This is a genomic window from Burkholderia sp. MS455 (genome assembly GCF_016899445.1).
GTDB classification, from domain to species: Bacteria; Pseudomonadota; Gammaproteobacteria; order Burkholderiales; family Burkholderiaceae; genus Burkholderia; species Burkholderia pyrrocinia_C.
This window is the reverse complement of sequence record NZ_CP041779.1, coordinates 2906282-2927694: the sequence shown is the minus strand read 5'-3', so window position 1 is coordinate 2927694 and position 21413 is coordinate 2906282. Positions and strand designations below refer to the sequence as shown.

At 68.3% G+C, this 21413-nt stretch carries 17 protein-coding genes; 11 read left to right on the top strand and 6 right to left on the bottom strand.

What is annotated here, in order from left to right; genetic code table 11:
- The first annotated feature begins 5 nt into the window (after nucleotides 1-5).
- Nucleotides 6-1034: an L-threonylcarbamoyladenylate synthase gene (locus FPJ27_RS32600; RefSeq protein ID WP_204424369.1), complete on the top strand. Its 1029-nt coding sequence runs from the start codon at nucleotides 6-8 to the stop codon at nucleotides 1032-1034.
- 132 nt (nucleotides 1035-1166) lie between these two features.
- Here FPJ27_RS32600 and FPJ27_RS32595 read toward each other — a convergent pair whose 3' ends face one another.
- The 3 genes from FPJ27_RS32595 to dacB form a co-directional block, all read right to left on the bottom strand.
- Nucleotides 1167-2303, bottom strand: a complete 1137-nt coding sequence (locus FPJ27_RS32595; protein ID WP_204424366.1) for an SGNH/GDSL hydrolase family protein — start codon at nucleotides 2301-2303, stop codon at nucleotides 1167-1169.
- A 94-nt stretch (nucleotides 2304-2397) separates the two neighbouring features.
- Nucleotides 2398-3312 carry a sterol desaturase family protein gene (locus FPJ27_RS32590; RefSeq protein WP_204424363.1) on the bottom strand — a complete coding sequence of 305 codons (915 nt, stop codon included), beginning with the start codon at nucleotides 3310-3312 and terminating at the stop codon, nucleotides 2398-2400.
- Nucleotides 3313-3698: 386 nt separating this feature from the next.
- Nucleotides 3699-5231: a D-alanyl-D-alanine carboxypeptidase/D-alanyl-D-alanine-endopeptidase gene (gene dacB / locus FPJ27_RS32585; RefSeq protein WP_204424362.1), complete on the bottom strand. Its 1533-nt coding sequence runs from the start codon at nucleotides 5229-5231 to the stop codon at nucleotides 3699-3701.
- A 201-nt stretch (nucleotides 5232-5432) separates the two neighbouring features.
- Between dacB and FPJ27_RS32580 the strand changes: the two genes are divergently transcribed.
- From FPJ27_RS32580 to FPJ27_RS32555, 6 genes are all read left to right on the top strand, one after another.
- Entirely contained in the window at nucleotides 5433-6095 is a 663-nt protein-coding gene (locus FPJ27_RS32580) for a response regulator (RefSeq protein ID WP_009691805.1), read from the top strand.
- 3 nt (nucleotides 6096-6098) lie between these two features.
- A complete protein-coding gene (locus FPJ27_RS32575) occupies nucleotides 6099-7445 on the top strand; it encodes an ATP-binding protein (protein ID WP_072442766.1) in 1347 nt (448 codons plus the stop codon).
- A gap of 112 nt (nucleotides 7446-7557) precedes the next feature.
- Nucleotides 7558-9048 (top strand): DegQ family serine endoprotease, encoded by a 1491-nt coding sequence (locus FPJ27_RS32570; protein ID WP_204424360.1) that lies wholly within the window; start codon nucleotides 7558-7560, stop codon nucleotides 9046-9048.
- Nucleotides 9049-9152: 104 nt separating this feature from the next.
- The gene (locus tag FPJ27_RS32565; RefSeq protein WP_034178906.1) at nucleotides 9153-9590 is read left to right on the top strand and encodes a carboxypeptidase-like regulatory domain-containing protein; all 438 of its coding nucleotides are present in this window, start codon (nucleotides 9153-9155) and stop codon (nucleotides 9588-9590) included.
- Between the two features lie 136 nt (nucleotides 9591-9726).
- On the top strand, nucleotides 9727-10086 hold the full coding sequence (locus tag FPJ27_RS32560; RefSeq protein WP_072442899.1) for a DUF427 domain-containing protein: 360 nt from the start codon (nucleotides 9727-9729) through the stop codon (nucleotides 10084-10086).
- Nucleotides 10087-10114: 28 nt separating this feature from the next.
- Nucleotides 10115-10822 (top strand): SRPBCC domain-containing protein, encoded by a 708-nt coding sequence (locus FPJ27_RS32555; RefSeq protein WP_204424358.1) that lies wholly within the window; start codon nucleotides 10115-10117, stop codon nucleotides 10820-10822.
- Between the two features lie 68 nt (nucleotides 10823-10890).
- Here FPJ27_RS32555 and FPJ27_RS32550 read toward each other — a convergent pair whose 3' ends face one another.
- Entirely contained in the window at nucleotides 10891-11919 is a 1029-nt protein-coding gene (locus FPJ27_RS32550; RefSeq protein WP_204424355.1) for a helix-turn-helix domain-containing protein, read from the bottom strand.
- 152 nt (nucleotides 11920-12071) lie between these two features.
- Between FPJ27_RS32550 and FPJ27_RS32545 the strand changes: the two genes are divergently transcribed.
- Nucleotides 12072-12725 (top strand): cysteine hydrolase family protein, encoded by a 654-nt coding sequence (locus FPJ27_RS32545; RefSeq protein WP_204424353.1) that lies wholly within the window; start codon nucleotides 12072-12074, stop codon nucleotides 12723-12725.
- Between the two features lie 104 nt (nucleotides 12726-12829).
- On the opposite strand, the gene FPJ27_RS32540 is transcribed toward FPJ27_RS32545, so the two are convergent.
- On the bottom strand, nucleotides 12830-13471 hold the full coding sequence (locus FPJ27_RS32540; RefSeq protein WP_072442774.1) for a TetR family transcriptional regulator: 642 nt from the start codon (nucleotides 13469-13471) through the stop codon (nucleotides 12830-12832).
- A gap of 398 nt (nucleotides 13472-13869) precedes the next feature.
- On the opposite strand from FPJ27_RS32540, the gene FPJ27_RS32535 reads away from it, so the two are divergent.
- From FPJ27_RS32535 to FPJ27_RS32525, 3 genes are read left to right on the top strand one after another with little or no spacing between them, the layout of a single operon-like run.
- Nucleotides 13870-15147 (top strand): efflux RND transporter periplasmic adaptor subunit, encoded by a 1278-nt coding sequence (locus tag FPJ27_RS32535; protein WP_072442776.1) that lies wholly within the window; start codon nucleotides 13870-13872, stop codon nucleotides 15145-15147.
- A 15-nt stretch (nucleotides 15148-15162) separates the two neighbouring features.
- On the top strand, nucleotides 15163-18363 hold the full coding sequence (gene bpeB / locus FPJ27_RS32530) for an efflux RND transporter permease BpeB (RefSeq protein ID WP_072442778.1): 3201 nt from the start codon (nucleotides 15163-15165) through the stop codon (nucleotides 18361-18363).
- Entirely contained in the window at nucleotides 18363-19886 is a 1524-nt protein-coding gene (locus FPJ27_RS32525; RefSeq protein WP_204424351.1) for an efflux transporter outer membrane subunit, read from the top strand. The genes bpeB and FPJ27_RS32525 overlap by 1 nt, the downstream gene beginning before the upstream one ends.
- Before the next feature lie 132 nt (nucleotides 19887-20018).
- On the opposite strand, the gene FPJ27_RS32520 is transcribed toward FPJ27_RS32525, so the two are convergent.
- A complete protein-coding gene (locus FPJ27_RS32520; RefSeq protein WP_174419806.1) occupies nucleotides 20019-21395 on the bottom strand; it encodes a nucleobase:cation symporter-2 family protein in 1377 nt (458 codons plus the stop codon).
- Nucleotides 21396-21413: the final 18 nt, after the last annotated feature.

Below are 21413 nucleotides of genomic sequence, written 5' to 3'. Positions count from 1 at the left end.
AGCCGATGTCCATCGATCTCCCGAACTCCGTGACGCCCGCGCAGATCGACGCGGCCGCCGCGCTGCTCGACGCGGGGCAACTCGTCGCGTTCCCGACCGAAACCGTCTACGGGCTCGGCGGCGACGCGGCGAATCCCGAGGCCGTCGCGCGCATCTACGCGGCGAAAGGGCGGCCGGCGAACCATCCGGTGATCGTGCACCTGCCGCCCGGCGGCGATCCGGGCTACTGGGCCGACGACCTGCCCGACGATGCGCGGAAGCTGATCGATGCGTTCTGGCCCGGCCCGCTGACGCTGATCCTGAAGCGCCATGCGCGCATTCCGGACGCCGTGAGCGGCGGGCAGGATTCGGTCGGGCTGCGCTGCCCGTCGCATCCGGTCGCGCAGGCGCTGCTGGCCGCGTTCAGCACGCGGCGCGGCGGGCACGGCGGCGTTGCCGCGCCGTCCGCGAACCGGTTCGGCCATGTGAGCCCGACGACCGCGCAGCACGTGCGCGATGAATTCGGCGACACCGTGCACGTGCTCGATGGCGGCCCGTCCGAAGTCGGCATCGAATCGACGATCCTCGATCTGTCGCGCGGCTTCCCGGCGCTGCTGCGCCCGGGCCACGTGACGCCGCAGCAGATCGCCGACGTGCTCGGCCGCGCGCCGCGGCTGCCGGACGGCAGCGACGCGACCGCGCCGCGTGCGTCCGGCACGCTGAAGGCGCATTACGCGCCGCGCACGCCGCTCGCGCTGCTGCCGTTCGATGCGCTCGAGCCGCTGCTCGCGGCCGCGCAAACCGACGGCGAGCGGGTCGCGCTCGTCGCTCGCGCGTCGCGCGCGGGACGCTGGGCGCAGGCCGACGGCGTGCATTTCATCGCCGCTCCGGAAGATCCGCAGGCCTACGCGCGCGACCTGTACGGGATGCTGCGTGCGCTCGACCGGGCGCAGGTCGCGCGCATTCTCGTCGAGAAGTTGCCCGAGACCGTCGAATGGATTGCCGTCAACGATCGTCTTGGTCGTGCGGCGGCTGCGTTCGAAGCGCGCGACTGACGACTCGGGCAAGCCACGGCCCGCGAATGAAAAACGCCCGACCGGCGAACCGGTCGGGCGTTTTTTTTTCGGGGAGAGCGCGCCGGCCGCGCGACGCGCGCGCCGGCCGGCGTCGGTCCGCTTGTGTGCCGCTTACTTGCCGACGCCCGAAGCCGCGATCTGCTTCTCCACGAACTGTGCGAACAGCGCGTGCAGGCGCGTCGTCGGGTGGACCATATCGGCGAACATGTAGGTCTGGTCCGCGTTCGGGACCGTGTAGGTTTGCGGCGAGCAGAACAGCGACGAGCCGAATGCGGTTGCGTTCGCGACGCCATATTGCGTCGCGGCCTGGACCATCGCCTTCAGGTTGCAGCCGGTGTCGGTGTTCGACACGCTGAAGCCGTTCGCCTGGTAGTTGGCCGCGATGCCGTCCTGCCATGTGAACGTGTCGAGCAGCGCGACCTTCGTCGTGTCGACCTTCAGCGCGGCCAGCGTGCCGGCGAGCGTCTTGTTGAACAGCCCCGACAGCTGCGTGAACGCGGCCTGCGTGCCGCCCTGCAGCGCGAGCGGCGTGCTGCCGATGTCCGGCACGTTCGACACGAACACGTGCGTCGCGCCTGCCGCGACGATCTGCTGGACGATCCCGCCGAGCTGCTGCGCGGCCAGGCCGATCGCCTGCGCCGCCGCGAGTTGCGCGGCCGGCGTGTTGCCTTGCGCCTGCGCGACCTGCGCCTGGTAGAAGATGTCGTTCGCGCCGCCGTTGACCAGCACGATCTGGCCTGCGTTGAAGCTGCCGTGCTGCGTCAGGTACTGCTTGACCTGGTCGGCGATCGGCGTCGTGGTCGCTTGCGCGAAGTCGGCGTTCGGCACGCTCGCGTCGGCATGGCCGATGCCCGGCTGCAGCGTCACGCGCGAGCCGCCCTGCGCGTAGCCGAGGCCGCCGGTGGCCTGCAGCGGAATGCCGAAGCCGCCCTGGTTCGCGGGCTGCAGCGTGTCGCCGTAGTACTGCGCGACGTCCTGCGCCCACACCTGGCCGGGGTTGGTCGTGAAGCGGCCGCCGCCGAAGCCGAGCTTGATCTGCGAATAGGTGCCGGCGTCGGACAGGCTGTCGCCGAACGACACGATCTGCATCTTCACGCCGGAAGGCGGCGTGTTCGACGCGCTGCTGTTGTTGTCGTCACCGCCGCCGCATGCGGCGAGCAGCGCGAGCGCGGCGCCCGCGATCACGGCCTGCGCGGTGCGCAGCAGGCGTTGCCGGGTATGCGACGGGAATTGTTGTTGTGACTGCATCGTTCGATCTCCTCGTAGATATGGCCTGATGTGTTTCTCATCTGCCGCGTGCCTGCTCGGAACCGGGCTGCGCGGCGGCCGTTGGCTGAAACGGTTATTGGTCGCGCGCAGCCGCAAGCGGCACGGTGCGCGGGTCCTGGTTCGCGGCCTCGGCAACCTGCGCATGATAAGCGCTCGCCCATTCGGGCGGGCCGAAAATCGCGCGCAGCTTGTTGCGCCATCCGTCGACGCGCAACGCGTCGGCCGCCATCGACACCCACTCGTGGAACGTCGCGACGAGCGGGTTGTTCGAGCCGAGCCGCTCGACGATCCCGTACTGCGGCGGGTCGTCCGGTGTTTCCTCGACATAGCTGCCGAACAGGCGATCCCAGATCACCAGGACGCCTGCGTAATTGCGGTCGATGTAGCGCGGGTTGCGCGCATGGTGAGCGCGGTGGATCGACGGCGTGTTGAGCACGTACTCGAGCCAGCCGAGCTTGCCGATCGCCTGCGTGTGCACGAAGAACTGGAACGCGAGGTTGATCAGCACGATGCCGACGACCTGTTGCGGCGGAAAGCCGGCGAACGCGAGCGGCAGCCAGAACACCCACATGCCCGCGACGGGGTACATCAGGCTCTGGCGGAACGCGGTCGAGAAATTCATCCGCTCGGACGAGTGGTGCACGACGTGCGCGGCCCACAGCCATCGCACGCGATGGCTCGCGCGATGGAACACGTAGTAGAGGAAGTCCTGCGCGACGAACAGCACCGCGAACGACAGCCAGCCGTCGTGCCACGTGAACAGGCGATAGTGCCGGTAGCAGTACGCGTAGACGGGGATCACGAAGAGCCACGCGATCTTGTCCGCGCCCTGGTGCATCAGCGCGAGCGCCGCATTGCACAGCGTGTCGCGCCACGCATAGACATGGTCCTGCGCACGTGTGCGGGCGAGGTGCCAGGCTTCCCATGCGATGCAGAGCAGGAAGACGGGCGCCAGCGCGAGCAGAAGCAATTCGACGTCGAATCGCATGGGCGTGTCTCCTCCTTTCCCCTGCAAGCCGTGAGGCCGGGCGCGTGGCCCGTTGTAGATATCGGTCAGGCCAACAGCCTACGCAATCGCCACGCGCTAGGCGAGGGGGCAGCGTAGAGGGTTCCCTCTGAGGACAGGGTTTCTACGGAAACCGTGCGGCGCGAGGCCGGGCGGCGCGGCCCCGTTTTACGCGCACGGCTGGCGTGCGATGCGTCGCGCGCCGGTGGAGGTGCCCGTTTCAAACCGCGAACGGCGGGACTCCGTATGCGAGGCGGCGGCGGGCCGCACGGGCTGCCCGCCAAGGCTGCCCGATGTGCGGTGCCGCCTCGTGGCCGTCGTACGTCGACCGAGGGGCGGGGATGCGCCGCGTCGCGGCGCGCGAGCCGTCAGTGCGCGCCCGCGTAGATCCATTCGAGCAGCGTGTCGTGCGCGGCGCGCGCGCCTTCCGCCTGGTCGTTGTTGATGAAGCTGACGACGACGTAGCTCTGGCCGTCGGCGCCGGCGACGTAGCCGGCGATCGCGCGCACGTCGCGCAGCGTGCCGGTCTTGATGTGCGCGTTGCCGAGCACGCCGGCGTTGGTGAGGCGGTTCTTCATCGTGCCATCGATGCCGGCGATCGGCAGCGAATCGACGAACGCCTGTGCGACCGGGCTCGCGTTCGCTGCCTGCAGCAGCGCGGCGAGCGACAGCGCGCTCACGTGCTCTTCGCGCGACAGCCCCGAGCCGTTTTCGAGCGCGAGGTCCGGCATCGCGATGCCGTTCTTCTGCAGGAACGCCTGGATCGCGCGGCTCGACTGCTCGGGCGTCGCGGGCGGCCTGCCGCTGACCGCGCCGATCGTCAGGAACAGGTTGCGCGCCATCACGTTGTTGCTGAACTTGTTGATGTCGTAGACGATGCTGCCGAGCACCGGGCTGTGATGCACGGCGACGGGCCGCGCGGTGGTCGGCACCTTGCCTTCGCTCACGGGCCCCGCGATCGTGCCGCCGTCCTGCCGCCACAGCGCGAGGAAGCCGCGCGCGAAGAACGTCGTGTGATCGAGGATCGCGAGGTTGGTGGTGCGCGTGCCGCAGCGCAGCGGATAGTCGCCGGCGAACGATGCCGTCATCATCCCGGCGCCGGCCGTCAGCGTCGGGCGCGCGGCCGCGGCGGCCGCGCTGCACGAGCCCGTGCCTTCGACCAGCTGGTTGTCGATCGACAGGTCCGCGAGCGGCGGCAGCACGTCGACGGCCACCTTGCCGTCGTCGCCCGGCGTGACCGTGAACGACACGGCCTTGAACGCGTACAGCAGCGGATCGGGGCCGACGTTGTACGGCGCGCTCACGTCGTCGTCGAACGACGGCAGGTCGCGCGTCGATGCCGCGAAATAGCTCTTGTCGAGCACGAGGCCGCCGGCCACGCGCTTGATGCCGGCCTTGCGGATCTTGTCGACGAGGTCGATCAGCTCTTCGGGCACGAGCTTCGGATCGCCGGTGCCCTTGATGTACAGGTTGCCCTGCAGCGTGCCGTCGGGGTCGACCGTGCCGTCCGTGTAGGCGGTCGTGCGCCAGCGGAAGTCGGGGCCGAGGATCGACAGGCCCGAGAAGGTCGTGACGAGCTTCATCGTCGACGCCGGCAGCATCGGCCGGCTCGCGTTCCACGCGATCAGCGGCTCCGGGTCGCCGACGCGCTCGACGACGACGCTCATCGCCGACGCCGGCACCTTCGCGCGCTGCAGCGCGACGAGCACGGATGCCGGCAGGCCGGCCGCACGCGCGGCGGGCGACACGACGGCGGTCTTGCGCGCTTCCTTGTGGAATTTCTTGCGGGCTTGCGCGGGCGGCGCGAAGGCCAGCGCGGCGCAGGTGGCGATGACGGCGGCTGCGCGCAGGCAGACTTGAGCGCGGGGGGCGAACCGGGCGGAAAGGGCGGAAATCGGCATGGACGAATACGGGTAAGCAGGGGCTCGGGCGGCGCGTGCGTCGCGCGCAAGCGCACATTGTAGAGACAAGTGGGCAAATGCCCGCCGAAATCGCGTGTGGTGCCGCATTGAGGCATCACTTTGCGGCGGGCATGCCGCGCACGCGATTCGCGGCGCTACAATGATCGGCGTGTTTCACCCGACCCATGGATGCCTGTCCCGATGCGGATTCTGCTTGTCGAAGACGACCGAATGATTGCCGAGGGCGTGCGCAAGGCGCTGCGCTCGGACGGCTTTGCGGTCGACTGGGTGCAGGACGGCGACGCGGCGCTCACGGCGCTCGGCGGCGAGACGTACGACCTGCTGCTGCTCGACCTCGGCCTGCCCAAGCGCGACGGCATCGACGTGCTGCGCACGCTGCGCGCGCGCGGGCTGTCGCTGCCGGTGCTGATCGTCACCGCGCGCGACGCCATCGCCGATCGCGTGAAGGGGCTCGACGCGGGCGCCGACGATTACCTCGTCAAGCCGTTCGACCTCGACGAACTCGGCGCGCGGATGCGCGCGCTGATCCGCCGCCAGGCCGGGCGCAGCGAGTCGCTGATCCGCCACGGCGCGCTGACGCTCGATCCCGCTTCGCACCAGGTGACGCTCGACGGCGCGCCCGTCGCGCTGTCCGCGCGCGAGTTCGCGCTGCTCGAGGCGCTGCTCGCGCGGCCCGGCGCGGTGCTGTCGAAGAGCCAGCTCGAGGAAAAGATGTACGGCTGGGGCGAGGAGATCGGCAGCAACACGGTCGAGGTCTATATCCACGCACTGCGCAAGAAGCTCGGCTCGGACCTGATCCGCAATGTGCGCGGGCTCGGCTACATGGTCGTCAAGGAAAGCTGACGCGTGAGGTCGATTCGTCATCAATTGCTGATCTGGCTGCTCGCGATCGTCGTCGCGGGCGTCGGCCTTGCCGGCTGGCTGATCTACCGGCAGGCGCTCGCCGAGGCGAACGAGCTGTTCGACTACCAGCTGCAGGAAATCGCCGCGGCGCTGCCGTCCGAGCCGTTCTCGCAGGTATTCGGCTCGCGGACCAACGGCGACGAAGGCATCGTGATCCAGATCTGGAACCGCAACGGCGTGCTGATGTACTTCTCGCATCCGCGCGCGCCGATCGCGCCGCGCGCGGAGCTCGGCTTCTCGACCGAGCGCACCGATCGCGGCGAATGGCGCGTGTACGGCGCGATCGTCGGCGACAACGTCGTGCAGCTCGCGCAGCCGCTGTCGGTGCGCAACCGGCTCGCGGCGAACGTCGCGCTGCGCACGCTATGGCCGCTGATCGTGCTGCTGCCGTTCCTCGGCGCGGCCGTGTGGGTGATCGTCGGGCGCGGGCTTGCGCCGCTCGGCCGCGTGACGCGCGCGGTCGAGGCGCGCCGGCCGGAAGCGCTCGATCCGCTGCCCGACGAGCGCCTGCCGCTCGAGGTGCAGCCGCTGGTGCGCGCGCTGAACGGGCTGCTCGCGCGGCTGTCGGCCGCGCTCGACACGCAGAAGGCGTTCGTGGCCGACGCCGCGCACGAACTGCGCACGCCGCTCGCGGCCGTGCAGATCCAGGCGCAGCTCGTCGCCCGCGCGAAGGACGACGCGTCGCGCCGCGAGGCGGTCGCGGATCTCCAGGACGGCGTCACGCGCGCGACGCGCCTCGCGGAGCAGTTGCTCGCGCTCGCCCGCGCCGAGCCGGACGGCGCGACGATGCGCGAGCCGGTCGACCTGCAGGCGCTGCTGGCCGAATGCGTGGCCGCGCATGCGCCGCTCGCGCAGCGGCGCGACATCGATCTCGGCTTCGAGGAGACGCGCGCGGCGAGCGTCGTCGCGGACGTCGGCGCGCTGCGCGTGATGTTCGGCAATCTGCTCGACAATGCGGTGAAGTACACGCCGGACGGCGGCCGCATCGACGTGTCGCTGACCTCCGATGCGGCCGGCCGCGCGTGCGTCCAGATCGGCGACAGCGGGCCCGGCATCCCTGCCGACGAGCGCGAGCGCGTGTTCGACCGCTTCTACCGCGACAGCTCCGCGCGGGCGCGTGCCGACTTGTCGGGCAGCGGGCTCGGGCTCGCGATCGTCAAGCGCGTGGCGGCGCAGCAGGGCGCGACGGTGTCGCTCGGCGACGCGGCTGCGGGCGGCCTGCTCGTCAGCGTCGTGTTCCGCGACGCCGAGATGCCGGCCGAGGCGCCGCGGCAGTCCGAATCCGTGTGAAGAACGCTGTCGGACGGGCCTTGCCGGCCCGCTTAAGCTCCGCTTAAGGCTGATTAAGCCTCCTTTAAGTCAGGGTCGTTACGCTGCGTCCTAACAAAGAGGAGGTCCTACGATGAACACCCGATTCCTTGCGCGCGGCGCCGTCGCGGTCGCCGTGGCGGCTGCCCTGTCGGCCGGCTATGTCGCCGGCACCCGCCGCGCCGATCCGCAGATCATCACGCCCGCGCAGGCGGCCGCGCTGATGCCGGCCGAAGCGGCCGCGAAGACCGGCATCCCCGATTTCTCCGGGCTCGTCGAGACCTACGGTCCGGCGGTCGTGAACATCAGCGCGAAGCACGTCGTGAAGCAGGTGTCGCGGCGCGTGCCGCAGCCGCAGCCGCAGCTGCCGGTCGATCCGAGCGACCCGTTCTACCAGTTCTTCAAGCACTTCTACGGCCAGGTTCCGGGCATGGGCGGTGACGCGCAGCCGGACGACCAGCCGAGCGCGAGCCTCGGTTCCGGGTTCGTGATCAGCTCCGACGGGTACATCCTCACCAATGCGCACGTGATCGATGGCGCGAACGTCGTCACGGTCAGGCTGACCGACAAGCGCGAATACAAGGCGAAGGTCGTCGGCTCGGACAAGCAGTCCGACGTCGCGGTGCTGAAGATCGACGCGAGCGGGCTGCCGACCGTGAAGATCGGCGATCCGGCGCAGAGCAAGGTCGGCCAGTGGGTCGTCGCGATCGGTTCGCCGTACGGCTTCGACAACACGGTCACGTCGGGCATCATCAGCGCGAAGTCGCGCGCGCTGCCGGACGAGAACTACACGCCGTTCATCCAGACCGACGTGCCGGTGAACCCCGGCAACTCGGGCGGCCCGCTGTTCAACCTGCAGGGCGAGGTGATCGGCATCAACTCGATGATCTACTCGCAGACGGGCGGCTTCCAGGGCTTGTCGTTCGCGATCCCGATCAATGAGGCGATCAAGGTGAAGGACGAGCTCGTGAAGACGGGCCACGTGAGCCGCGGCCGCCTCGGCGTCGCCGTGCAGGGGCTGAACCAGACGCTCGCGAGCTCGTTCGGGCTGCAGAAGCCGGACGGCGCGCTCGTCAGCTCCGTCGATTCGAACGGCCCGGCCGCGAAGGCGGGCTTGCAGCCGGGCGACGTGATCCTGTCGGTCAACGGCTCGCCGGTCGCCGATTCGACGTCGCTGCCCGCGCAGATCGCGAACCTGAAGCCGGGTTCGAAGGCCGACCTGCAGATCTGGCGCGACAAGTCGAAGAAGTCGATCAGCGTGACGCTCGGCGCGATGGCCGATGCGAAACTCGCGTCGAACGACGGCGGGCCGGTCGAGCAGGGCCGCCTGGGCGTCGCGGTGCGTCCGCTGTCGCCGCAGGAGCGCAGCGCCAGCAACCTGTCGCACGGGCTGATCGTGCAGCAGGCCGGCGGGCCGGCCGCCAACGCGGGCATCCAGCCCGGCGACGTGATCCTCGCGGTCAACGGCCGGCCGGTCACGAGCCCCGAGCAGTTGCGCGACGCGGTGAAGGGCGCGGGCAACAGTCTTGCTCTGCTGATCCAGCGCGATAATGCACAGATCTTCGTGCCGGTCGACCTGAGCTGACCGGCGACGGCCGACGGCCGGCCAGGCCGGCCGCGGCGGGCGCCGCCGCCGTCCGACCCCGTGGCGTGGCGCCCCGTATGTGTTCTGACCCAAAGGAGAGAGCCATGCAATATCTACGCAACGTGTCCCGATTTGCCGTCGCCGCGGCGTTGGCCGCCGGCCTCGCAGCCGGCGCGACCGGCGCGTACGCGCAGTCGGACGGCTTGCCCGCCGCGCGCCAGCAGGGCGACGTCACCTTCGTGTCCGGCGGCATCGGGCTGGACGAATCGACGGCGTTCCAGCGCAACGAGGCGAAGTGGCCGCTGGCGCTGCGCTTCACCGGCAAGGGCGGCGAATTCCTGGCCGACGTCCATGTGCGGATCGTCGACGGCAAGGGCGCGGAAGTGCTGAAAACCGACACGCGCGGGCCATACATGCTCGTGCAGGTGCCGCCGGGGCGCTATACGGTGCAGGCGTCGTACCAGGGTAGCGACGAATCCCGTACCGTCACGGTCGGCGCGAAGGGCGGCGCGAAAGCCGCGTTCCAGTGGAGCGCGCAGTAGCCGGCCGCACGCGGCCCCCGCCCGGGTTGCGCAATCGGACGAAGTTTCGCCCATAATGAAAGCCACGGCATTCGTGCCGTGGCTTTTTTCGTTTCCTGTCACCGGCCTGCCTGCCGGGCCGCCCGAAGGAGAAACGATGTCAGACGCCGCCGCCCCTCACCTTGAAATCGTGCCGAACCGCCATCGCGTGCGCGTGATCCATCGCGGCATCACGTATGCCGATTCGCACGGCGTGCTGACCGTGCGGGAAGCGGGGCTGCCGGACGTCCACTACCTGCCGCGCGGCGACGTCAACATGCGCAGGCTCGTGAAGTCGGGCGTGACGAGCGCCTGCCCGTTCAGGGGCGAAGCCGTGCATTTCGACTTGCAGACGGAAGACGGCGTGATCGAGAACGCCGCATGGAGTTACGAGGAACCGAAGGCGGCCGCTGCCGCGCTTGCGCACTACGTCGCCTTCGATGTCGCACGGATCGACAGTCTCGTCGAGACGTCCTGATGCGGCGCGCGTTCATCGGGGAGACATCATGGAACTGAACGACACGTTACGCGTCCCGCTCGCGCCGCCTGTCGTGCGGGAGGCCTTCGAGGATCCCGCATTGCTGCGGGCGAGCTTCGACCATTGCGAATCGTTCGTGAAGCTCGCGCACGGCGAGTTCGCGCTGACGATCACGGTGCCGCTCGGCCCGCTGCGCGCACGCTACGACGTGCGTGCGCATGCGGCCGGCGAGCAGGGCGACGCGGAAGGGCGGCCGCGCCGCGTGATCAATTTCAAGGCGCGGGCCGACGGCCTCGGCGTGCTGCGCGGCCAGGTCGAACTGGTGCTGCTGCCCGATGACGATGCGAACGCCACAAGCATCGAGTACGTGGTCTGGGCGACGGCGAGCGGGCCGCTCGCCGAGTTGCCGGCGCGGCAGATCGAGAATGCGCTGCGCGAGTGGACCGACGATTTCTTCCGCGAGTTCTGCGCGGTCGTGCAGGCGAAGCACGACCTCGCGCCGAATCGCGCGAACCCGGCCGCACAGCGGCGCCAGCACGTGTTCCTGCGGCCGGCGTCGCTGATGGCCGCGACGAAGCGTCCGCTGCCGCCGCACGTTGGCGGCGCGCCGACCGGGCGTACCGCCAGCGTGCTTCATCATCGCGGTGCCGGCACGGTGCCCGTCTGGGCATGGGCGGCGATGATCGTGTTCGTCGCGCTGCTGCTTTATGCGGCGCGCTGGATCAACGGCGGCTGAGCGGCAGAGCGGCCGAGCACCGCCGGATTCGCTTCACGGCCCGCCCACCCCCGGGCGCGCGGCGGGCATTACTGCCTCGCATCGGCATCGGCATCGGCATCGGCTCCGGCGCCGCGGAATTCCCTTCGATACGCAGACGGCGACGTGCCGAGCGCGCCCGCGAAATGCTGGCGCAGCGACACGCTCGACCCGTAGCCGGCCGCCTGCGCGATCGCGTCGATCGATTGTCCGGTGGTTTCCAGCAGATGCTGCGCGCGCGCGAGCCGCTCGGCCTGCAGCCACGCGGTGACGGTCGTGCCGGTCGCCTGGCGGAAGTGGCGCGTGAACGTGCGCCGGCTCATCAGCACGCGTTCAGCGAGCGAATCGACGCTGTGCGCGGCGTCGAGGTGCGCGCGCACCCAGTCGAGCAGGCCCGCGAGCCGCGCATCGCGCGGGTGCGCGGCGACGGGCTGCGGCACGTATTGGGCCTGCCCGCCCTGGCGGTGCGGCGGGATCACGAGGCGGCGCGCGATCCGGTTCGCGGCATCCGAGCCGAAGCGCCGCCGCACGACGTGCAGGCAGCAGTCGAGCCCCGCGGCCGTGCCGGCCGACGTCATCAGGTTGCCGTCGTCCACGTACAGCACGTCGGGATCGAGCTTCACGCGCGGAAAGCGTTGCGCGAAGTCGTCGGCCCACGCCCAGTGCGTGGTGGCCGGGCGGCCGTCGAGCAGGCCGGCCGCGGCGAGCACGTACGCGCCGAGGCACAGCCCGACGAGTTGCGCGCCGCGTGCGGCGACCGCGCGCACCGCGTCGAGCAGTTCGTCGGGCGGCGCTTCGTCCGGGTCGCGCCACGCCGGCACGATGACGATGTCCGCGTCGTCGAGTGCGTCGAGCCCGTACGGCGCGGTGATCGTGAAGCCGCCCGTCGTCGCGAGCGGGCCGCGCTCGGCCGAGCAGACGCGAAACTCGAACGCCGGCGACGCGGCCGCGTCGCGCTCCTTGCCGAACACGACGGACGGCACCGACAGGTGGAACGGGCTGATACCGTCGTATGCGATCACGGCGACGACGGTCGGGGCGGGCGAGGCAGGTGACGCAGGTGACGCGACGGCGGTCATGACGGGCTCCGGAATGGTGGTGGCCCGATTTTATCGAAGAATGGCTATCGGGCCACTATCCGCGCGGGCGATGCGGCCCGACAATGCATCGCATCGCGCCGCTGGCCGTCCCGTTCCGGGGCGGGGCCGCGCGTCAGGACCAGGAGCCATCCGTGTCGAACACCGCCTCGCATACCACTTCCCGCCGCGCGCTGATCGTGATCGACGTCCAGAACGAATACGTGACGGGCAACCTGCCGATCGAGTATCCGCCGCTCGACGTGTCGCTCGCGAACATTGGCCGCGCGATCGACGCCGCGCATGCGGCCGGCGTGCCCGTGATCGTCGTCCAGCATGTCGCGCCGGCCGGTGCGCCGATCTTCGCGCCCGGCACCGACGGCGTCGCGCTGCACGCGGTCATCGCCGGCCGCCCGTACGCGCACCTGATCGAGAAGGCGCAGGCGAGCTCGTTCGCCGGGACCGATCTTGCCGCATGGCTCGACGCACACGGGATCGACACGCTCGCAGTGGCCGGCTACATGACGCACAACTGCAATGCGTCGACGGTCTATCACGCGGCGCACGCGGGACTGAACGTCGAGTATCTCGAGGATGCGACGGGCGCGTTGCCGTACGAGAACGAAGCGGGCGCGGCGAGCGCCGAAGAGATTCACCGCGCGTACACGGTGGTGTTCCAGTCGAATTTCGCGGCCGTGATGTCGACCGACGCGTGGATCGCGGGACTGGCCGGCGCGCCGATGCCGAAGCGCGATTCGGTGGCCGCGTCGAACCGGCGGGCTCGCGCGCATCGCGCGAAGGCGGCCTGAGCCGGCCGGGGAGACGGAGGCGGGCAGCGCATTGCCGCGACTGTTGCGCGGCCCGGCCCGCCGATCGATGACAATGAAACGGCGCGCGGGCAGCCGCCGTGCCGTCAGTCGCTTTCCTTCAGCATCGCCGGGCTGTAGCGCAGCATGTCGAAGCAGCCGTCGACGAGCTTTTCCGCATGCTGCTCGGCGTCGATCTCGTCGGGCAGCATCAGCATGTCGCGCACGAAGCCGCTGACGAGCGTGTGCAGCATCAGCGTCGCGCGCCACGTATCGAGCCGCTCGGGCAGCAGCTTGAGCCGCACGGCGACCGCGAGATCGGCGTCGATCATGTGCAGCGCCTCGCTCATCCCCGCGCGGTTGCGCTGCAGCAGGGGCTCCATGTCCGCGACGTATTCGCACTTCATGAACAGGATGCTGAACACGCGCCGCAACTGCGAGTCGCGCTGCACGCCGAGCAGGCACCAGATCAGGATCTTGCGGATCTTCTCGAGCGGATTGCCGCCCGGTGCGTCGAGCGGCATCCGCTTCAGCTCGTCGATCGGCAGGAACACGCGGTCGAACATCGCGTCGAACAGCTCGCTCTTGTTCGCGAAATGCCAGTAGATCGCGCCGCGCGTGACGCCGGCGTGCTGGGCGATGTCCGCGAGCGACGTGTGCGACACGCCCTTCTCGAAGAACACGTGTTCGGCGGCATCGAGAATGCGATTGCGCGTCTCGAGCGCCTCCTCCTTGGTACGTCTGACCATGTGCAGGCCTGATTGGATCGATCGTAGGTGAATATAGGGTCCGCAACCCTCTTTGCCGTCATGCGGATTGGCTATGCTTGCGACTGGTAATAATTCGTAAGACTGGACGGTCTGCGCGACACAAACGGGCTTTTTACATACATTCGTGAATGTATATACAATACCACCCTACGATCGAATGACCCAAGTGGCAATCAGTTAATATCCCACTCTGCTGATTCCCGCCCTAGTACCAGTCCGCAGTTCGCTGCATCCCGTCGGCATGGAGGTTTCGTGCCGACGTGCCGTATCCAGCAGTCCAGTAATTCAGGTGTTCGATCTGCGCCGCGAGGCGCATCCGTGTTGCGCTCCCGTCGGGTGCTGCACTTATTCCATTGGTTACACACAGAGGTCGCTCCATGCGCGTCGAACGGGTTCCATACCGCTTGATCACTGTCGCGGCAGCCGCGGTTTTCCTGGCTGCATGCGGAAAAAAAGAATCGGCACCGCCGCCGCAAACGCCGGAAGTCGGCGTCGTCACCGTCCAGCCGCAAGCCGTACCGGTCTTCAGCGAGCTGCCGGGCCGCACCAGCGCGTTCCTCGTCGCGCAGGTCCGCGCGCGGGTCGACGGCATCGTGCTGCGCCGTGAATTCACCGAAGGCACCGACGTCAAGGCCGGCCAGCGTCTCTACAAGATCGATCCGGCGCCGTATATCGCCGCGCTGAACAGCGCGAAGGCGACGCTCGCGAAGGCGCAGGCGAACCTCGCCACGCAGAACGCGCTGGTCGCGCGCTACAAGGTGCTGGTGGCCGCGAACGCGGTCAGCAAGCAGGACTACGACAACGCGGTGGCCACGCAAGGGCAGGCCGCGGCGGACGTCGCGTCCGGCAAGGCAGCGGTCGACACCGCGCAGATCAACCTCGGCTACACCGACGTCGTGTCGCCGATCACGGGCCGCGTCGGCATTTCGCAAGTGACGCCGGGCGCGTACGTGCAGGCGAGCCAGGCGACGCTGATGTCGACGGTGCAGCAGCTCGACCCGGTGTATGTCGACCTCACGCAGTCGAGCCTCGAAGGCCTGAAGCTGCGCCAGGACGTGCAGAGCGGCCGCCTGAAGACGAGCGGCCCGGGCGCGGCGAAGGTGTCGCTGATCCTCGAGGACGGCAAGACCTATGCGGAGCCGGGCAAGCTGCAGTTCTCGGACGTGACGGTCGACCAGGCCACCGGCTCGGTGACGATCCGTGCGGTCTTCCCGAACCCGGGCAAGGTGCTGCTGCCGGGGATGTTCGTGCGCGCTCGGATCGAGCAAGGCGTGAACGAGAACGCGTTCCTGGTGCCGCAGATCGGCGTCACGCATGACCAGAAGGGCCAGGCGATCGCGATGGTGGTGAACGCCGGCAACAAGGTCGAGCCGCGTCCGCTGAAGACGACGGGCATGCAGGGCCAGAACTGGATCGTCGAAGGCGGTCTGCAAGCGGGCGATCACGTGATCGTGCAGGGCGGCGAGAAGGTACGCCCGGGTGCGACCGTGAAGTCGGTGCCGGCGCAGCTCGCACCGGCGGCCAGTGCCGCATCGGACGCCGCCGCCGCAACCGCCGCACCGGCTGCCGCCGGTTCCGGCGCCGCCGCCGCTTCCGGTGCCGCTGCATCGGGCGCCGCGCCGGCGAGTGCCGCCGCTGCTTCGAGCGCGCAATAACAGGGAGCCTGTTTCATGGCAAAGTTTTTTATCGATCGCCCGATCTTCGCGTGGGTGATCGCCATCATCCTGATGCTGGCCGGGGTTGCGGCGATCTTCACGCTGCCGATCTCGCAGTATCCGACGATCGCGCCGCCATCGATCCAGATCACCGCGAACTACCCGGGCGCTTCCGCGAAGACGGTGGAAGACACGGTGACGCAGGTGATCGAGCAGCAGATGAGCGGTCTCGACAACTTCCTGTACATGTCGTCGACGAGTGACGACTCGGGCAACGCGACGATCACGCTGACCTTCGCGCCGGGCACCAACGCCGACATCGCGCAGGTCCAGGTGCAGAACAAGCTGTCGCTCGCGACGCCGGTCCTGCCGCAGGTCGTGCAGCAGCTCGGCCTGTCGGTGACGAAGTCGAGCAGCAGCTTCCTGCTGGTGCTCGCCTTCAACTCCGAAGACGGCAGCATGAACAAGTACGACCTCGCGAACTTCGTGGCGTCGCACGTGAAGGATCCGATCAGCCGGCTGAACGGCGTCGGTACCGTCACGCTGTTCGGCTCGCAGTACGCGATGCGGATCTGGCTCGACCCGACCCGCCTGACGAACTACGGCCTCACGCCGGTCGACGTGAGCTCGGCGATCACCGCGCAGAACGTGCAGATCGCGGGCGGCCAGATCGGCGGCACGCCGGCGAAGCCGGGCACCGTGCTGCAGGCGACGATCACCGAATCGACGCTGCTGCAGACGCCCGAGCAGTTCGGCAACATCCTGCTGAAGGTCAACCAGGACGGCTCGCAGGTGCGCCTGAAGGACGTCGCGCAGATCGGCCTCGGCGGTGAAAACTACAACTTCGACACGAAGTACAACGGTCAGCCGACCGCGGCACTCGGTATCCAGCTCGCGACCAACGCGAACGCGCTCGCGACCGCGAAGGCCGTGCGCGCGAAGATCGACGAACTGGCACCGTTCTTCCCGCACGGCCTCGTCGTGAAGTATCCGTACGACACGACGCCGTTCGTGAAGCTGTCGATCGAGGAAGTGGTCAAGACGCTGCTCGAAGGTATCGTGCTGGTGTTCCTCGTGATGTATTTGTTCCTGCAGAACCTGCGGGCGACGATCATCCCGACGATCGCGGTGCCGGTCGTGCTGCTCGGCACGTTCGCGATCATGTCGCTGGTGGGCTTCTCGATCAACACGCTGTCGATGTTCGGCCTCGTGCTCGCGATCGGCCTGCTGGTCGACGATGCGATCGTGGTGGTCGAGAACGTCGAGCGCGTGATGGCGGAAGAGGGCCTGTCACCGAAGGAGGCGACCCGCAAGGCGATGGGCCAGATCACCGGCGCACTCGTCGGCGTGGCGCTCGTGCTGTCGGCGGTGTTCGTGCCGGTCGCGTTCTCCGGCGGGTCGGTCGGCGCGATCTATCGCCAGTTCTCGCTGACGATCGTGTCGGCGATGGTGCTGTCGGTGCTCGTCGCGTTGATTCTGACGCCGGCGCTGTGCGCGACGATCCTGAAGCCGATCCCGCAAGGGCATCACGAAGAGAAGAAGGGCTTCTTCGGCTGGTTCAACCGCACGTTCAACAATAGCCGCGACAAGTACCACGTCGGCGTGCACCACGTGATCAAGCGTTCGGGCCGCTGGCTCATCATCTATCTGGTCGTGATCGTCGCGGTCGGCCTGCTGTTCGTGCGCCTGCCGAAGTCGTTCCTGCCCGATGAAGACCAGGGCCTGATGTTCGTGATCGTGCAGACGCCGTCGGGTTCGACGCAGGAAACGACCGCGAAGACGCTCGCGAACATTTCCGACTACCTGCTGAAGGACGAGAAGGAAATCGTCGAATCGGCGTTCACGGTGAACGGCTTCAGCTTCGCGGGCCGCGGCCAGAACTCGGGTCTCGTGTTCGTGCGCCTGAAGGACTACTCGCAGCGTCAGCATGCGAACCAGAAGGTGCAGGCGCTGATCGGCCGGATGTTCGGGCGCTACGCGGGCTACAAGGACGCGATCGTGATCCCGTTCAACCCGCCGTCGATTCCTGAACTCGGTACGGCCGCCGGCTTCGACTTCGAGCTGACGGACAACGCCGGTCTCGGTCACGACGCGCTGATGGCCGCGCGCAACCAGCTGCTCGGGATGGCTTCGAAGGATCCGACGCTGCAGGGCGTGCGCCCGAACGGCCTGAACGACACGCCGCAGTACAAGGTCGACATCGATCGCGAGAAGGCGAATGCGCTCGGCGTGACGGCGGATGCGATCGACCAGACGTTCTCGATCGCGTGGGCGTCGAAGTACGTGAACAACTTCCTCGACACCGACGGCCGGATCAAGAAGGTCTACGTGCAGGCCGACGCACCGTTCCGGATGACGCCGGAGGACATGAACATCTGGTACGTGCGCAACGGGTCGGGCGGGATGGTGCCGTTCAGCGCGTTCGCGACCGGTCACTGGACGTACGGTTCGCCGAAGCTCGAGCGCTACAACGGTGTTTCGGCGATGGAAATCCAGGGTCAGGCCGCACCGGGCAAGTCGACCGGTCAGGCGATGACCGCGATGGAAGGGCTCGCGAAGAAGCTGCCGGTCGGTATCGGCTATTCGTGGACCGGCCTGTCGTTCCAGGAAATCCAGTCCGGTTCGCAGGCGCCGATCCTGTACGCGATCTCGATCCTCGTCGTGTTCCTGTGTCTCGCGGCACTGTATGAAAGCTGGTCGATCCCGTTCTCGGTGATCATGGTCGTGCCGCTCGGCGTGATCGGCGCACTGCTCGCGGCGACGATGCGCGGCCTCGAGAACGACGTGTTCTTCCAGGTCGGCCTGCTGACCACCGTGGGCCTGTCCGCGAAGAACGCGATCCTGATCGTCGAGTTCGCGCGCGAACTGCAGCAGTCGGAGAAGATGGGGCCGATCGAGGCCGCGCTGGAAGCGGCGCGCCTGCGGCTGCGTCCGATCCTGATGACGTCGCTCGCGTTCATTCTCGGCGTGATGCCGCTCGCGATCAGCAACGGCGCGGGTTCGGCGAGCCAGCACGCGATCGGTACGGGCGTGATCGGCGGGATGATCACGGCGACGTTCCTCGCGATCTTCATGATCCCGATGTTCTTCGTGAAGATCCGCGCGATCTTCAGCGGCGAGAAGGAAGACGTCGACGAGGCGCTGCGCCTGGCTCAGGAGCACTCGCACCACGAAGAGAAGCCGGGCAACGGCGACGAAGGCAACAAGGGACAGTGATGATGCAAAAACACGCTTTGACTGCAATCGCGGTCGCGCTCTTTGCCACGGGCTGCACGATGGCGCCGCATTACAAGCGGCCCGACGCGCCCGTCGCACAGGCGTACCCGGCCGGCGGCGTCTACGCGACGCAGCCGGGCGCTGCCGGCGCGCGCAGCGCGAACGGCCAGGCGGCGACCGCCATCGGCTGGCGCGAATTCTTCGTCGATCCGCGCCTGCAGCGGCTGATCGAGATCGCGCTGAAGAACAACCGCGACCTGCGCGTATCGGTGCTGAACATCGAGGCGGCGCGCGCGCAGTACCAGATCACGCGCGCGGGCCTGTTCCCGACGCTCGACGGCACCGGTACGGGCAGCATCCAGCGCGTACCGCAGGGCTTGTCGACGACCGGTGCGCCGTACATCTCGCGCAGCTACAACGTCGGGCTTTCGGCGTCGTGGGAACTCGACCTGTTCGGCCGCGTGCAGAGCCTGAAGGACCAGGCGCTCGCGCAGTACCTGTCGACCGCATACGCGCGGCAGGCGTCGGAAATCTCGCTGGTGTCGCAGGTGGCTGACCAGTACCTGACGCTGCTGTCGACCGACGATCTGCTGAAGGTCACGGAAAACACGCTGAAGACCGCGCAGGCGTCGTACGACCTGACGAAGCTGCAGTTCGACAACGGCACGGGCTCCGAGCTCGAGCTGCGTCAGGCGCAGACGGTGGTCGAGACGGCGCTCGCGAACCAGCAGGCGCAAGCGCGTGCGCGTGCGCAGGCGCTGAACGCGCTGGTGCTGCTGATCGGCGAGCCGCTGCCGGACGATCTGCCGCCGGGCATGCCGCTCGACGCGCAGAACCTGCTGACGGACGTGCCGGCCGGGTTGCCGTCGGACCTGCTGACGCGTCGTCCGGACGTGATGCAGGCCGAGCAGACGCTGCTGGCCGCGAACGCGAACATCGGCGCGGCACGCGCGGCGTTCTTCCCGAAGATCTCGCTGACCGCGGCATTCGGCACCGCGAGCCCGACGCTCGGCGGCCTGTTCAAGGCCGGTACGGCGGCGTGGTCGTTTGCGCCGAGTATTGCGCTGCCGATCTTCGAGGGCGGTTCGAACATCGCCAATCTCGATCTCGCGCACGTGCAGAAGCGCATCGAGATCGCGAACTACGAGAAGGCGATCCAGTCGGCATTCCGCGAAGTGTCGGACGGGCTGGCTGCACGCGGCACGTACGACCAGCAGATCGCCGCGCTCGAACGCAACGAGCACGCGCAGCAGCGCCGCTTCGACCTGTCGGACCTGCGTTACAAGAACGGCGTCGACAGCTACCTGTCGGTGCTGACCGCGCAGACGGATCTGTACTCGGCGCAGCAGACGCTCATCAGCGCGCGTCTGGCGCGCTGGACGAACCTGGTCGACCTGTACCGCGCACTGGGCGGCGGCTGGACCCAGCGCGCCGGCGAGACGCCGCGCGCGCCGGATGAGCCGGTCGACTACGACAAGGCGGCAGCGCCTGCGCCCACGTCGTCGGCTGCAACGAACGGGTAAGCGCGAAGCAGGGCGGGAGCGGGCGACCGCTCCTGTCCGTCGAACCGGCGGTATGTGGAAACGACAACGCCACGGACGAAAGTCCGTGGCGTTTTTTGTTACCGCGTTGCGCCGTCGTCCGGCGCGGCGCGATCAGTGGTGCACGTCGGCGGGCCGCCCGTCGAAGTCGTGTCCGGCGCGGCGGATGTCGCAGCGCGCATCCTTTTCGCCTTTCACGCCGTTGAACACGATGTTCAGGATCACGGCCGTGGCCGATGCCAGCAGGATGCCGCTGTGCAGGATCGGTGCGAGCGCGGGCGGCAGCTTCGAGAAGAAGTGCGGCGACACGACCGGCACGAGGCCCATGCCGACGCTCACGGCGACGATGAACAGGTTGTGGCTGTTGTTCACGAAATCGACCTTCGACAGCACCTTGATGCCGTTCGCGGCCACCATCCCGAACATCACGATGCCCGCGCCGCCGAGCACGAACGGCGGCACCGACGCGACGACCTGCGCCATCTTCGGGAACAGGCCGAGCAGCACGAGGATCACGCCGCCCGTAGCGCACACGAACCGGCTCTTCACGCCCGTCACGCCGATCAGGCCGACGTTCTGCGAGAACGACGTATGCGGGAACGAGTTGAAGATGCCGCCGATCAGCGTGCCGAGGCCGTCGACGCGCAGGCCGCGCACCAGGCGCTCCTGGTCGACCGGGCGATCGACCATGTCGCCGACCGCGAGGAACATGCCGGTCGATTCGATGAACGTGACGAACATCACCGTGACCATCGTCGCGATCGACAGCGGGTCGAAGTGCGGCCAGCCGAAGTGGAACGGCATCACGAAGCCGACCCACGGCGCAAGCGACACGCCTTCGGTGTTCACGCGGCCGAGGATGAACGCGATCACGAAGCCGGCGACGATGCCGAGCAGCACCGAGATGTTCGCGATGAAGCCGCGGCCGAACTTGTTGATCAGCAGGATCAGCGTCAGCACGAGCAGCGACAGGCCGAGATAGACCGGGCTGCCGTATTCGGGATTGCCGACGCCGCCGGCGGCCCAGTTGATGCCGACTTCCATCAGCGACAGCCCGATCACGGCAATCACGGTGCCGACGACCACCGGCGGGAAAAACCGCAACAGCTTGCCGATCGTCGGCGCCAGCACGATGCCGATGATGCCGGCCGCGATGGTCGAGCCGAAGATGTCGAGAATGCCGAGGCCGGGGTTCGTACCGATCGCGATCATCGGGCCGACGGCCGCGAACGTGCAGCCCATGATGACGGGCAGGCGGATCCCGAAGATCCACAGGCCCAGCGTCTGGATCAGCGTGGCGATGCCGCACGAAAACAGATCGGCGCTGATCAGGAACGCGATCTGGTCTTTCGGCAGCTTGAGCGCGCCGCCGACGATAAGCGGCACGGCGACGGCGCCGGCGTACATGACGAGGACGTGTTGCAGACCAAGCGTTACCAGCTTGCCGGTCGGCAGCACCTCATCGCACGGATGGACCGTGTTCGATTGCATCTGTCTCACTCCATGATC

Bases quoted from the DNA above. Each gene is read 5' to 3' on its own strand.
- FPJ27_RS32600 (WP_204424369.1), top strand. From the start codon at position 6: ATGTCCATCGATCTCCCGAACTCCGTGACGCCCGCGCAGATCGACGCG.
- FPJ27_RS32595 (WP_204424366.1), bottom strand. From the start codon at position 2,303: ATGCAGTCACAACAACAATTCCCGTCGCATACCCGGCAACGCCTGCTG.
- FPJ27_RS32590 (WP_204424363.1), bottom strand. From the start codon at position 3,312: ATGCGATTCGACGTCGAATTGCTTCTGCTCGCGCTGGCGCCCGTCTTC.
- dacB (WP_204424362.1), bottom strand. From the start codon at position 5,231: ATGCCGATTTCCGCCCTTTCCGCCCGGTTCGCCCCCCGCGCTCAAGTC.
- FPJ27_RS32580 (WP_009691805.1), top strand. From the start codon at position 5,433: ATGCGGATTCTGCTTGTCGAAGACGACCGAATGATTGCCGAGGGCGTG.
- FPJ27_RS32570 (WP_204424360.1), top strand. From the start codon at position 7,558: ATGAACACCCGATTCCTTGCGCGCGGCGCCGTCGCGGTCGCCGTGGCG.
- FPJ27_RS32565 (WP_034178906.1), top strand. From the start codon at position 9,153: ATGCAATATCTACGCAACGTGTCCCGATTTGCCGTCGCCGCGGCGTTG.
- FPJ27_RS32560 (WP_072442899.1), top strand. From the start codon at position 9,727: ATGTCAGACGCCGCCGCCCCTCACCTTGAAATCGTGCCGAACCGCCAT.
- FPJ27_RS32555 (WP_204424358.1), top strand. From the start codon at position 10,115: ATGGAACTGAACGACACGTTACGCGTCCCGCTCGCGCCGCCTGTCGTG.
- FPJ27_RS32550 (WP_204424355.1), bottom strand. From the start codon at position 11,919: ATGACCGCCGTCGCGTCACCTGCGTCACCTGCCTCGCCCGCCCCGACC.
- FPJ27_RS32540 (WP_072442774.1), bottom strand. From the start codon at position 13,471: ATGGTCAGACGTACCAAGGAGGAGGCGCTCGAGACGCGCAATCGCATT.
- FPJ27_RS32535 (WP_072442776.1), top strand. From the start codon at position 13,870: ATGCGCGTCGAACGGGTTCCATACCGCTTGATCACTGTCGCGGCAGCC.
- bpeB (WP_072442778.1), top strand. From the start codon at position 15,163: ATGGCAAAGTTTTTTATCGATCGCCCGATCTTCGCGTGGGTGATCGCC.
- FPJ27_RS32525 (WP_204424351.1), top strand. From the start codon at position 18,363: ATGATGCAAAAACACGCTTTGACTGCAATCGCGGTCGCGCTCTTTGCC.
- FPJ27_RS32520 (WP_174419806.1), bottom strand. From the start codon at position 21,395: ATGCAATCGAACACGGTCCATCCGTGCGATGAGGTGCTGCCGACCGGC.